The sequence below is a fragment of the Carboxylicivirga taeanensis genome (assembly GCF_051851475.1).
In the GTDB taxonomy this organism is placed as follows: Bacteria; Bacteroidota; Bacteroidia; order Bacteroidales; family Marinilabiliaceae; genus Carboxylicivirga; species Carboxylicivirga taeanensis.
The window spans coordinates 26,921-40,079 of sequence record NZ_JBPUSJ010000016.1; the positions used below are offsets into that span (position 1 = coordinate 26,921).

Annotated in this window: 13 protein-coding genes; 10 read left to right on the top strand and 3 right to left on the bottom strand. The window is 43.5% G+C overall.

The genetic code is table 11. The features are described 5' to 3' along the window. Positions 1-87: 87 nt before the first annotated feature. The 4 genes from ACSX1H_RS17115 to ACSX1H_RS17130 all read left to right on the top strand — a co-directional run bounded on the left by ACSX1H_RS17115 (position 88) and on the right by ACSX1H_RS17130 (position 4,626). Positions 88-2,010, top strand: coding sequence for a TonB-dependent receptor plug domain-containing protein (locus ACSX1H_RS17115; protein ID WP_439185460.1), 1,923 nt, complete (start codon positions 88-90; stop codon positions 2,008-2,010). A 23-nt stretch (positions 2,011-2,033) separates the two neighbouring features. Next, positions 2,034-3,341 (top strand): PKD domain-containing protein, encoded by a 1,308-nt coding sequence (locus tag ACSX1H_RS17120; protein WP_439185461.1) that lies wholly within the window; start codon positions 2,034-2,036, stop codon positions 3,339-3,341. Between the two features lie 204 nt (positions 3,342-3,545). Further along, the gene (locus tag ACSX1H_RS17125; protein WP_439185462.1) at positions 3,546-4,028 is read left to right on the top strand and encodes a YncE family protein; all 483 of its coding nucleotides are present in this window, start codon (positions 3,546-3,548) and stop codon (positions 4,026-4,028) included. A gap of 10 nt (positions 4,029-4,038) precedes the next feature. After that, positions 4,039-4,626: a hypothetical protein gene (locus tag ACSX1H_RS17130; protein WP_439185463.1), complete on the top strand. Its 588-nt coding sequence runs from the start codon at positions 4,039-4,041 to the stop codon at positions 4,624-4,626. 55 nt (positions 4,627-4,681) lie between these two features. On the opposite strand, the gene ACSX1H_RS17135 is transcribed toward ACSX1H_RS17130, so the two are convergent. Continuing rightward, complete coding sequence (locus tag ACSX1H_RS17135) at positions 4,682-5,113, bottom strand: thioesterase family protein (protein ID WP_439185464.1); 432 nt, start codon at positions 5,111-5,113, stop codon at positions 4,682-4,684. Between the two features lie 123 nt (positions 5,114-5,236). Continuing rightward, positions 5,237-6,814 carry a peptide chain release factor 3 gene (locus ACSX1H_RS17140; protein ID WP_439185465.1) on the bottom strand — a complete coding sequence of 526 codons (1,578 nt, stop codon included), beginning with the start codon at positions 6,812-6,814 and terminating at the stop codon, positions 5,237-5,239. Between the two features lie 185 nt (positions 6,815-6,999). Here ACSX1H_RS17140 and ACSX1H_RS17145 point away from each other — a divergent pair, with 185 nt between their 5' ends. Continuing rightward, on the top strand, positions 7,000-7,860 hold the full coding sequence (locus ACSX1H_RS17145; protein WP_439185466.1) for a histidinol-phosphatase: 861 nt from the start codon (positions 7,000-7,002) through the stop codon (positions 7,858-7,860). Between the two features lie 30 nt (positions 7,861-7,890). On the opposite strand, the gene ACSX1H_RS17150 is transcribed toward ACSX1H_RS17145, so the two are convergent. Continuing rightward, the gene (locus tag ACSX1H_RS17150; RefSeq protein ID WP_439185467.1) at positions 7,891-8,685 is read right to left on the bottom strand and encodes a cation efflux transmembrane domain-containing protein; all 795 of its coding nucleotides are present in this window, start codon (positions 8,683-8,685) and stop codon (positions 7,891-7,893) included. Between the two features lie 169 nt (positions 8,686-8,854). Here ACSX1H_RS17150 and ACSX1H_RS17155 point away from each other — a divergent pair, with 169 nt between their 5' ends. The 5 genes from ACSX1H_RS17155 (at position 8,855) to ACSX1H_RS17175 (ending at position 13,156) form a co-directional block, all read left to right on the top strand. Then, positions 8,855-9,502: a cation diffusion facilitator family transporter gene (locus ACSX1H_RS17155; protein ID WP_439185468.1), complete on the top strand. Its 648-nt coding sequence runs from the start codon at positions 8,855-8,857 to the stop codon at positions 9,500-9,502. A gap of 13 nt (positions 9,503-9,515) precedes the next feature. After that, complete coding sequence (locus ACSX1H_RS17160; RefSeq protein ID WP_439185469.1) at positions 9,516-10,085, top strand: AraC family transcriptional regulator; 570 nt, start codon at positions 9,516-9,518, stop codon at positions 10,083-10,085. A 117-nt stretch (positions 10,086-10,202) separates the two neighbouring features. Further along, complete coding sequence (locus tag ACSX1H_RS17165; RefSeq protein ID WP_439185470.1) at positions 10,203-11,462, top strand: permease; 1,260 nt, start codon at positions 10,203-10,205, stop codon at positions 11,460-11,462. Positions 11,463-11,469: 7 nt separating this feature from the next. Further along, on the top strand, positions 11,470-11,727 hold the full coding sequence (locus ACSX1H_RS17170; protein WP_439185471.1) for a hypothetical protein: 258 nt from the start codon (positions 11,470-11,472) through the stop codon (positions 11,725-11,727). Between the two features lie 154 nt (positions 11,728-11,881). Next, positions 11,882-13,156 carry a KamA family radical SAM protein gene (locus ACSX1H_RS17175; protein ID WP_439185472.1) on the top strand — a complete coding sequence of 425 codons (1,275 nt, stop codon included), beginning with the start codon at positions 11,882-11,884 and terminating at the stop codon, positions 13,154-13,156. Positions 13,157-13,159: the final 3 nt, after the last annotated feature.

Consider the following 13,159-nt stretch of genomic DNA (forward strand, 5'->3'; position numbering starts at 1 on the left):
ATGTCATTCGGAATAAATGCAGAACGATACATTCTTTGTGTATTCAATATCCGTATTGTCAGAACAGTTTAATTAACCTGGAAAAAGATGAGGTGTAAACTGTTAGTGGTGTTTTTGGTGGCGTCGTTGCCAGTTTTGGGCGATGATGTGGTGCGTGATTCAGTGAGAGTCGAAGAGGTGGTGGTAACGGGGCATAGTATCAGCCGTTTTCAGGCCGGCTCTAAAATTGAAAAAGTAAAACAGGCGCAATTTCTGGCGATGCAAGATGGAAGCCTGGAGCAGTTGCTGTTGCGATACACACCCGTGGCAGTTAAAGGCATGGCGGGTTCCTTATCAACTATTCGCCTGAGAGGGACCTCACCCGACCACACCAGTATTAATTTTGGTGGTATCAATATCAATTCTTTAACACTGGGGCATTCCAATGTGAGCAATGTACCCATGTATCTGTTCGACGAAATTGGCTTGCAGTATGGCAGTGCTTCTGTTGTAAATGGTTCAGGAAGTATTGGGGGCGCTATTCATTTAGGGATGAACAACTATTGGGTGGATGGCCTGAAAGCGGAGCTGCGTGTGGCCAATGGCTCCTTTGGAGAACAGTTGTACGGAACAAAACTCTTTTATGGTAATGGTAAGTGGGAAGGTGTTACACGAGCTTTCTATTATGCTAAAGCCAACGATTTCCCTTTCTATAACACGACCTATGATTATGACAAGAAAGGCGATTTTGGGGAGGATGTTCAACAAAATGCCAGCATCGATAACAAGGGAGTTATCCAGGAGTTTAACTACCGGTTTAATGAAAGAAGCGCTTTAACGTTTAAGGCCTGGTTTGAGCACGACTGGCACGAGATTCAGCAGAATATGCAAACAAATGCCCTTCAGCCCAATGTTCGCGAAACATTGATGGATGAGCATGTGCGCTTATGGTCGGAGTATACCAGTAAACAGCAGCGGGTTTCATGGTTGGTTGGAGCAGGCTATGTATACGATAATTCGGTTCACAACCAGTCAACAGATAACATTGCAACCCAGCGTGTTTTAGGAAAAGCTGAGGCCGATTATAAGCTGGGCATCAACAATGGCATTAAAACAGGCGTGAGCCTGAAATCCATTTATCCGGATGTGTATGCTTATGATACGGACCTGAGTCATGAAAACTGGACAGATCTGTATCTTTCCTATTTCCATAGTTTCTTTAATAAGTTAACCTTAACGATCAACATTCGACAAGCTTTTGTAACCAACTATTCGGTGCCCTTAACACCAGCTTTGGGCTTCTCTTTCAATGCTGTTTCGGGCGATTCGTATGTGTGGAGTTTTACAGGAAATGTGTCGCGCAGCTATCGGGTGCCCACCTTTAATGATCGCTATTGGATACCAGGTGGGAATCCAGACCTGAAGCCAGAAAAAGGGATGAATTACGAGCTGGGGACAAAACTGAGCTATGCCAGCGAACAGCTTGTTGGACATCTCAAACTCAATGCGTTTTATTTAGATGTGGACAACTGGCTACTATGGGTAAATAATGGGGGATGGGAAGCTCAAAATGTGCAGCGCGTGCAAAGCAAAGGCCTCGAAATCAGTACCGACTGGAACTGGATATTGGGTCAATACGGGCTTAATAGCGGAATGAATTACACCTACAATCCGGTGGTTAGAAAGGCTGCCAATAACTCCAATAGCGAAAACATGGCCATCGGACGGCAACTGGAGTACGTGCCGTTGCACAGGGGCGTACTGTATGTTAATGGCTCCTATAAAAACATTATGGCCGGGCTTGATGCGAGTTATACTGACGAACAATACATCTCGCAGGGCGACAAAATGCTTCCGGAATTAGTCCTTTTAAATGCTCAGTTGGCTTATCGCTGCCAAATCAATCGCGACAACGTTCTGCGTATTGCCGGTTCGTTTAATAATCTTACGAATAAGGACTATCAGTCGTCCTACGGGTATCCAATGCCCCGGGCCAATTACAGGGTGAGTATAACGTATAATTTCAAATAAAATAAAACCTTAATATTAGAAAAATGAAAAGCAATCTTTTAAGTTGTTTAGCAGTAATGCTGGTTTCAGTCTTTTTCTTTACCTCTTGTGAGGATGATGACGCGCAACCAGTTGTGAAGGCTCAGTTTGAGGCTTCTTCTTATGCTGTTTCGGTTGGCGAAGCAGTAACTTTTACCAACTATTCGGCAGGAGCAACCAGCTACCAGTGGCACTTTGGTGATGGGGAGACTTCAACAGAGGAAACACCCGAGCACACCTATCAGGTTGGTGGCAAGTACCCTGTTAAACTAATTGTTGACAATGGAGGTGTTAAAGATTCCACTGAGAAAGTGGTAACTGTCAGTGAGTTTAGCTATGTGATTAACTATGGTGGTTACTCCGGCGAAAAAACAACCATTTCCTTGTATGATAAAGTGACCGATGAGATAACCAACGGCTATTTTACCTATGTAAATGGGAAACACATGGTTTCAAATGTGCAGTATGCCTATAATTACAAAGGAAAGGTATATTTCATGGGTAACAACGTTGACCAAATAAATTACGTTGATGCTACCAGTTTTAAACAAAACGAGAACGGAATTACCGACGGAATTGTGAAGCCACGTTACTGCGTTGGCGACGACAATTACTTGTATGTTTCGTGCTGGGGAGGGGATATCTGGACAGATACCAGCCTCTCGTATATTGCGAAAATTGATTTAACGACTAACACCGTAGTTGGGCGCTTCGACTTACCTGGCGGACCGGAAGGTTTAGCAATTGTTAATGGCAAATTGTATGCGGCACTGAATTACGATACTAAAATTGCCGTTATTGACTTGTCAAGCGAGGCAATCTCATACATCACCACTCCGGCGGTGAGCTCTTATTTTATTAAGGATGCAAACGACAATTTGTATGTGTCTTTAGTAAATACATATAGCAATCCTACAACCGAAGATGGACTGGGGTATATCAATACAACAACCGATGAATTGACCACCTATAAGTTATCAGGTGTTAGCTCAACCTATGCCAACATATTGGCAGCCGATAAGTCATTTTCGAAGCTGTATGTGATGACTACTGCTTACGATGCCAATTGGAACTTAACCGGGGCCATTGCTGTTTTTGATGTCGCCACTAAGACTTTCGAAAGTACTAATTTTGCCGAAGGACTGGCTGGCTTAAATGGAATTGCGGTTAATTCACTAACAGATAATGTGTACAGCTTTATTGCGCCCGGTGCCACTCAGGCTGGTAAAGTAAATGTGTATACTTCGGACGCGACTTTTGTGAAGGAGTTGGACTGTGGTATTTCACCAATAATGATGTTTGATATTAACTAATCACAGTTGATCTGCATATTCACCTCGCATTAGAGGGAAAATTTATTAAGGCCGGCCTGCAAGTCGGCCTTATTTTTTTTACGCGGGCGAATGTGGCCAAAATCTGTAAGCTGGTCTGCCAATAATTTAAAAAGGAATAATATCTTTGGTAATTCAAAAAGGGCAAACGCCTCATTAATACAGAAAAATAGAGAAATAGGACATATGAAGAAAATACTATTGGCCGCAGGGTTGGCGTCTCTTATTGGTTTTAGTGCCTGTGATGATGTGAATATTTATAATCTGGAAGGACATCAGGGAGCTTTTATTTTAAACCAGGGAGCTGGCAATGGCAGCATCAGTTATTACAATTACGAACGGGAAACTTGTCAACAGGATATTTATACCGACATAGGTCCCGGAGCGACCACAATTGCCATTCATAAGCCGTCGAATTTTCCAAAGGGCATAGCCTATGTAGCGGTTCCATCGGCAAATAGTATTGAACGGATAGACCTGGAGCGAAGAACGAACGCCGGAAGTCTGGACGAGTTCACCAACCCTAAGGATATCCTGCTTGCTGGCGAGTCAAAATTATATGTGGCCCATGGCGATTCCAGTGTGTCGTTGTACGATTTAGCGGCCAATCAGGTTGTAAAAACCTACGAACTCACTCCCGGGGCACAAAAAGCTCACCTCCTCAGGTAAATATTTGTATGTGGCCTGTCAGGGCGATGCAACAGCAGGGGCGCAGGTTTTTGTTATCGATATGAGTAATCATCAAAAAGCAGATACGGTGAATCTCAGCTTTTCGAACCCCATTGACATGGTGGTAGACATTGACCGCAAAGTATGGGTGTATTGCGATGGCGCTCAGCAGGCATTGGTAAAATTAGATCGGGAGTTTGTGACTGAAACGCTGGATAAAGATTTGCCGACAGAACGTGATACGACTTACCTGACTAACGAACCGGTTGATTTCGTGTTGGGTGATAAACTTGCCAGCTCGCCTAATCCGCTCACTGTTTCGCGCGATGGTCGTGTGTTGTATTATGTATATGGTAAACTGTGCAGCAATACGGTTTATATTGAGCCCGGATCGGAGTTATCAAAGAGCGCTGCTGTTATCGGAGATTATGACAATACTCCATTTGCCGGTGTTGATTTCGATGGTCGTACCAATCGTGTGATGGCTTTATCTAAAGCTGGTAAACTGGTGGTATTAGGTCGTACTGAAGATGGCTTGAGTACCGAAGAAGAGTATGAGGCAGGCAGCAACCCGATAATGACCGTATTTAATTTTTAAGATTCATTGAATCGCAAAATACAGCACAAGGCTAACCAATGGGGTTAGCCTTTTTTTATCCGCCATGTTCTTCAACAAAGGTGTTATGGCATACGATGTAACGTTCGTGGGCGCCAATACCAATTGATTCCCCCTTTTTATTGACCATGGCCACATCAAAGAACAGCTTTTTTCCTTCCATAAACTTAAGATGGGCCCGGCAAATAACTTCTTCGCCCAGCTTGGCTGTGTGGAGGTGACGCACGTTCATTTCTGTGCTAACCGTATCGTAGCCAAATGGCAAATTGGGGTCGATGAGCGATACGCAGCACTGCTCCATATAAATAATCATAGCAGCGGTTGAGAGAAAAGGGACCTTGCCGGTTTGCAGTGAGCTGGCTAAATCAACTTTTTGAATGATAATGGATCGATCGGTTTGGCTGCCAACAGATAAGTAGTAATTACTCGCTGGAGCTCCTTTGTGTTTTTTATCGCAATCTGAAGTCATAACGGTTGGGCTTGTTTCCTATAAATTTACTTTATTTTTATCAGGAAATAAACCCGGGACTCTTAAAGCCAACAAAAAAAGGTGAGCCAATTCGGCCCACCTTTTAATAGATATCTTGTTTTCTTAAAATTCCGAGGTGAAGTGGAATTTAATATTTTTAAAGTTGCTCTCGGCCATTTGCAGCATATACGCCGAGTCGGCCATAAATACATCACGACCAAATTTATCCTTCGCCATGTACTGCAGCTTACGCTTTTTAAAATCGTCTAATTGGGCCTTGTCATCACTTTCGAGCCAGCAGGCTTTGTAAAGGTTGATTGGCTCGTAACGGCATTTGGCACCGTACTCGTGCAATAGGCGGTATTCAATTACTTCGAACTGAAGCGCACCAACCGTTCCAATTACTTTTCGACCGTTAAACTGGCTGACAAAGAGCTGTGCTACCCCTTCATCCATCAGCTGATCAACACCTTTTGCCAGCTGTTTCGACTTCATTGGGTCGGCATTTTCGATGTACCTGAACAGTTCGGGCGAAAAGCTGGGGAGTCCTTTGTAATGCAGCTGTTCGCCAGCTGTTACGGTATCACCAATTTTAAAGTTGCCCGTATCGGGAATCCCCACAATATCTCCAGGATAGGCCTCATCAATGATGGATTTTTTATCGGCCATAAAAGCTGTAGGACTCGAGAACTTCATGTTCTTGCCATTGCGCACATGCAGGTAGTTGGTATTTCGCTGAAATTTACCGGAACAAATTTTCAAAAAAGCCAAGCGGTTACGATGGTTGGGATCCATGTTGGCGTGTATTTTAAATACAAAACCACTAAACTTCTCTTCTTCAGCGTCTACCATGCGCTCTTCGGCCTGTGATGGTTGTGGTGAGGGAGCAATCTTTAAAAAGCAGCGTAATAGTTCGCGCACCCCAAAGTTGTTGAGGGCACTGCCGAAAAATACCGGCGCCACTTCTGCATTCAGGTAGCTATGAGATTCGAATTCTGGGTAAACACCGTTCACCAGCTCCAGCTCCTCGCGAATCATGTCGGCCGAATCGTCGCCTATCTGTTGTTGTAATGCCGGGTCATTCAGGTCTTTTATCGAAATACCTTCTTCGAGCACCTGTTTGTTGGGCTCAAATAAGTAAAGGCTTTCGTCAAACAGGTTATATACGCCTTTAAATTCCGGGCCGTTGCCTATCGGCCAACTCAAGGGACGCACTTTAATTTTTAACTCTTCTTCCACTTCATCCAGCAAATCAAAGGGATCTTTACTGGGGCGGTCGAGCTTATTAATAAATACAATCACCGGCGTGTTGCGCATGCGGCACACCTCCATCAGTTTGCGGGTTTGTGCCTCTACACCTTTAGCGGCGTCCACCACAATAATTACGCTGTCAACAGCTGTCAGTGTACGAAAGGTGTCTTCGGCAAAATCCTGGTGACCAGGTGTATCCAGAATGTTTACTTTGTAACCATCGTATTCAAACCCCATCACCGAAGTTGCCACAGAGATTCCTCTCTGCTTTTCAATCTCCATAAAATCGGAGGTAGCTGTTTTTTTTATTTTATTGGATTTAACAGCACCGGCTACGTGAATGGCACCGCCAAATAAGAGTAATTTTTCAGTCAACGTTGTTTTACCCGCATCAGGGTGACTGATAATGGCAAACGTACGTCGTCTTTTTATTTCATCGATAAAACCCATGTCCTTCAATTTTGCAAGCTGCAAAGTTAAACAATCAATACGATTTCATGTTTTTCATTTAAAAGAATTGTTTGATTAAAAATTAATGCTGTTTTTGCTTTAGTTTGAAGATATTTTTTAATTTTTGCTTTTGAATTAACAGTAAAACCAAAGAATAGGTTAAACCTTTGATAGCGAAGTAAGTTATGGGATGGACGAATTACCACGGGCACTGCAACTATTGTGACGGACAGGGACATATTGAGGATTATATTGTGAAAGCGATTGAGTTAAAGATGGAGGCCATTGGTATTTCATCGCATGCCCCGGTGCCTTTTGCAACGGATTGGAACATGCCAGCCGCCAACTTAGACAGTTACCTTCGGGAGGTAGAGGCTGCCAAAGAAAAATTTAAAGGACAGATCAAGGTCTTTAAATCGCTTGAAGCTGATTATATTCCAGGTCTTGTTTCACCAAAGGATGCTTTAATTCAGCGTGCCGACCTTGATTATGTGGTGGGCTCAGTCCATTTTATCGGACAGATGAAGGACGGTACCCACTGGTCGGTTGATGCGCCGGTTGAGGAGTTTAAGCAAGGATTAGAAGAAACGTTTGGAGGAGATATTCAGCAGGCTGTAGTCAGGTACTATGAGCTCCAAAGAGAGATGATAGAACAGGCAACCCCAACCATTATCGGGCACATGGACAAAGTGAAGATGCACAACCTGAGCTTGTCCTTATTGGATGAAAACGCCAGCTGGTACATTGAAGAGGTGAACAAAACCTTGCAGCTAATTAAAGAAAAGGATGTGATTGTGGAGATTAATACCAAGGCTTTTTTCCGCAATGGTCATTTATTTCCGGGGCCGGAGCATTTTGCTCAAATTAAAAAACTCAATATCCCCATTACCATCAATAGCGATGCGCACCACCCCGATAAACTGATTAATGGCTTTGATGAGGTGGCTCAATTGCTATTAAAGGCAGGTTTTACGCACACCACCGAACTGATTGACGGTGAATGGCAACCTGTTGAGCTAAGGCCTGAAGTGGTCAACGTGGGGTAGTCGCGTTATAGCCGGTGCCAAGTCATTCGTTTACTTGCCAAGCTTTAAAATACGCCTGGCTCCCTGTACGACCAGAAAAAATACAATGGTTCCAATAATTAAGTCAGGTTTGCTGGAGTTTAGCCAGTTCACTAATAAGCCGGCGACGATGACGCCCAGATTGATGATGACATCATTGGAGGTAAAAATCAAGCTGGCTTTCATGTGGGCCTCGTCTTTGCTTTTGGAGCTTTGGAGCAGGTATAGGCAAATACTGTTGGCTACCAACGCCAGCACAGAAACAATAATCATGGTGCTGAAGTCCGGCATCCTTTCATCACTAAAATAGCGCCTGATTACCTCTGCAAAGCCAATGACAGCCAGTACTATTTGAAAGTAGCCGGCCAGGTGTGCCACCTGTTTTTTTCTGTGCAGGGTGCTGCCAACCGCCATTAGACTGATGGCATAAACAAAAGCATCGGCCAACATATCTAAACTGTCGGCTACCAGCCCCATAGATTTGGCAAGAAGCCCGGTACTCATCTCAATAATAAAAAAGGCAAAATTGATGATCAGTACCCACCAAAGGAGTTTTCGCTGATTGGACGGCTCGGTAAATTCCTCCTGGTGGCCTGTGGCGGTGCTCAGTCGCTTACTATTCAGTTTGAGCTCGTCCAGCAGCTGCTCTATTTGCTCAATATCGCCATTGTGATAAACGGTGAGTTGTCTTTCGCCAATGTTAAACTGCAGGTGTTGAATGCTTTTGATACCGTCCAGTTGCATGCGGATAAGGTTTTCTTCCGAGGGACAGTCCATTTTGGCTATTTCAAATACTGATTTTTCCATGTGTGTTATTACTAAGCTTTACCAGGAGGCCGTTAATATATCACTTATGTTTTAGCTAATCCAAAAAATATGAGCTGTAAATTTACAGGGTGAGCAAAAATCACCAATTTTAGCTATTTGAAAAACCTGCGAAAGCGGTTAGTTTTGTTAATTAAAGGTATTGGGTTCTATGGATAAACATCGGCACGAAAAGAAAACCCTTTGGGTGGTTCTGCTAACGGCACTGACCATGGTCGTTGAAATTATTTTTGGTATCACCACAAAATCGATGGCTCTACTGGCCGATGGTATTCACATGGGGTCGCATGTGCTGGCCATAGGTTTGAGCTGGCTGGCGTATGTTATTATCAGGCGTTGGTCGGCAGTTCAAACCGGGCAGGGGCGATCAGATAAAGTGTTGTCACTATCGGGCTACACCAGCGGCTTAATGCTGTTAATTTTTGCAGTTATTATTATGGTAGAAGCGGTAGGACGTCTGTATCATCCGGCCGAAATAGTTTACAAAGAGGCTATTTTAGTAGCTACTATTGGTTTGGTAGTAAATATAGCCAGTGCATTTTTGCTACACCACGAGCATGAGCATTCCGATCATAATATCCGGGCGGCATATCTTCACGTTATTGCCGATGCTTTTACCAGTTTAAGTGCTATTATTGGTTTGGTGGCAGCCATGAAATGGGACATTCCGTTTATAGATACGATTGCGGCCATTATCAGCTCACTGGTTATTGTAAAGTGGGCTATTGGCTTGTTAAAAGATGCCGGTTTAGCCCTGATGGATATGCCGGGCAAGCAAAAAAAGGAACACAAACACTAATAGCATTCAGGTAATGGGTACCACACTACATATTAAAAATATGGTTTGTAATCGCTGCATCAAGGTGGTGCAGGATGAGTTTAATAAGCTGCAATTGGATGTTAAATCGGTTGAATTGGGCATTGTTGACCTTCATAGTGAACCATCGCTTGAGCAACTGAAGGAGGTGCGTCAGGTGCTGAAAGAAAATGGTTTTGAGCTGATAGATGATAAGAAAGGGCAGCTGGTCGATAGCATCAAAACACTAATAATCGAGAAAATTCATCATTCGGCTGGTTTTGATGAGTCGGTTAACAGCTCCGACTACTTGGCCAAGACCTTGGGATATGACTATTCGTATCTGAGTAAGCTCTTTTCATCGGTTGAAGGCATTACCATTGAGAAATACATTATCAGCCAGAAAATTGAAAAGGCTAAAGAGTTGCTGGCATATAACGAACTGTCTTTGAAGGAAATTGCCTGGCAATTGGGTTATAGCAGTGTGCAGCATTTATCCGGACAGTTTAAAAAAGTTACGGGCCTTACGCCTTCCCATTTTAAGCAGTTGAAAGACCATCGGCGCAAGCCCCTGGATGAAGTCTAGTCCAAAATGATATAAGCCTTTTCCAAAAACGTGTAACACATCTGAACCTAAATCTCATTTACTTTGTCTTGTTAACAGGTGGAAAGAGCCTGTGGATAATTTTAACAGACAGATTTTATGGATTTAAAAAGTTTTATAGTATCGTTTTTAGGAGATTTTTTTGCCATTTTAAGTGAGATGTCTCCCTACCTGCTTTTGGGATTTTTCTTTGCCGGATTATTATACGCATTTATTCCCAAGGAAAGCATTCAAAAGTACTTTAGTGGTAGTCCGTTGCGCTCGTCCGTTTTGGCTTCCTTTTTTGGCATTCCGCTGCCTTTGTGCTCCTGTGGCGTTATTCCTACCGGGACTGCCTTCTATAAAAACGGGGCATCGAAGGGTGGAACTGTTTCTTTTCTGATATCTACTCCGCAGACAGGTGTGGACTCAATTCTGGCTACTTTTTCATTAATGGGACTGCCCTTTGCCATCATTCGGCCGTTGGCAGCCTTGGTAACAGGCGTTACCGGGGGCTTAATTACCAGTGTGGTAACCAACAATGAGCAGGACAACCGAGAGTATAAAGAAGAGGTGCGAACCAAAAAAACAACCTTTCAAAAGGTAAGGGATGTTTTTCAATATGGCTTTGTTGAGTTTATTCAGGATATTTCTAAATGGTTGGTAATCGGTTTGGTGCTGGCCGCCGTTATTTCGGCCCTTATCCCCAATGATTTTTTTGAATTACTGAATTTGCCGCCAATTGTGCAGATGCTGCTGATTTTAGTTGTGTCGGTACCCTTATATATTTGTGCTACCGGTTCTATTCCTTTAGCCGCGGTACTGATACTGAAGGGAATTAGTCCGGGTGCAGCTTTTGTGCTGCTAATGGCCGGACCAGCTACTAACGCGGCCACCATTACAATGATTGGCAAAGTAATGGGCAAGCGCAGCTTATTTGCCTATCTGGGAACAATCATTGCTGGCTCCCTGTTATTCGGACTGCTAATTGATTATGCGCTGCCACAAGCCTGGTTTACACAAATAATGAACCAGCATTTAGGACATCATCATGGCGGAGGACTGGAGTGGTGGCAGATTGCTTCGGGAGTACTTTTACTATTGCTTATTCTAAATGGCTACCTCCAAAAGTATCTTAAAACTAAACGTGAAAATGCTAATTTGATTAATACATATACTATGGCAACAGAAACAATTAAAGTGGATGGAATGACTTGCAACCATTGTAAAGCGAATGTTGAAACGAATTTGGAAAAACTGGATTTCATAAACAGTGCCCGGGTAAATCTGGCCGAGAAGACTGTGACGCTGGAAGGCGATAACATTGAGCTGAATACTGTAAAAGATACCATAAATTCACTGGGCTACACATGTCAATAACTTTATTATGGAGCCTTTTAAGTTTAAAAAACTTGAGTTGGAGAATGAGGGAAGTTGGCTAAAGCGAAAGCTTACTTCGCCTCACTTCAGAAAAACCATTATTTATGCGGCTATTGGCGCTGCCATAGGCTATGGCTTATTTATTCTCGAACAGAATGGAGCCAACCGCCTCTATTGGAGCGACACGGCCTTACAAAACGTTCTGATGGGACTGGCTTTTGGTATTTTTATCACCAATAGTCCCTGTGCCCGCGGAAAATGCTAAAAAAGAATGTGTGGTTGCTGCAAGGTTATTGGCAGCAACCATTTTTTTTACTGCTTTTTGGTGAGCGATACTTGTTGTAACTGGCTATAAAATTGAAACAATATGCAACTAGCTGTGTTGGTATTAATGAAGACCAATACCAGCAGTTATTTATATGAAGATTTCCAGTTATAACATAAAAAATTTCAGACAGATTGAATACATGAAGATGCTTCCCGAAGAGGTGAAGCATGAGATTGAGATTGTATCTAAGGTATTGCCTTTTAAGGCCAATAACTATGTGGTCGATTATTTAATTGACTGGACGAATTATGCCACTGATCCCTGCTATATTCTGACGTTTCCCAACCGCCATATGCTGAGGGAAGAAGATTATGACAAAATGAAATGGGCAGTAGAGCAGGGGCGTCCGCAGGCCGAGCAAACGCAGATAGCCAATGCCATTCGGATGAGCCTAAATCCCCATCCGGCCCAGCAGCAGTCCAATATTCCTTTGCTAAATGGGGAGCCGCTTCCCGGGGTGCAGCACAAATACCGCGATATAGCCCTATTTTTTCCAACGCAGGGGCAAACTTGCCATGCCAATTGTACCTTTTGCTTTCGTTGGCCTCAGTTTGTTAAAGATTTGGATTTGCAATTTTCTATGAAAGAGATCGATCAGGTGTGCGACTATTTCAGGCAGCACGAGCATTTGCATGAGCTTTTGTTTACCGGTGGCGATCCGATGATTATGAGTCCACGCACTATTAGTAAGTACATCGATACAATTTTTAATGCTGATTTAAAAAATCTGAAGACGATTCGTTTCGGAACCAAATCATTAACCTGGTGGCCCTTTGTGTTCTTACCTCAATACAATGATGAGGCTCAGGAGATGCTGGATTTATTCAAGCGCATTGTAGACAAGGGGATTCACCTGTCCATAATGGCCCATTTTAACCACTACCAGGAAATGTCGAACAGTGCGGTTGCCGAGGCCGTTGATAATATTCGTGCCACAGGTGCCGAAATACGGACGCAGTCACCTTTATTGAATCACATCAATGCCTCATCGGACGTATGGGCCACCATGTGGGATCAGCAGGTAAACATGGGCATGGTGCCCTACTACATGTTTATAGAACGCGAAACCGGGCCGTATGGGTATTTTCAGGTGCCATTGGCCGAAGCCTATCAAATTTATACCGATGCCATCCGCGTAACGGCAAGTCTTGCCAAAACGGTAACGGCGCCATCGATGTCGGCCGCCATGGGGAAGGCTCAAATTATGGGCATTATCGAAAATCCGGTGAACGGAGAGAAGTATTTTCAGATGCAGTACATTCGTCATCGTGATTACAGTAAGTCGTATAAGCCTTTTTTAATGCACTATGACGAGAAGGCCACCTGGATTGATCAACTGAAGCCGGTTGAGAAGTTTAGCTCATAATAA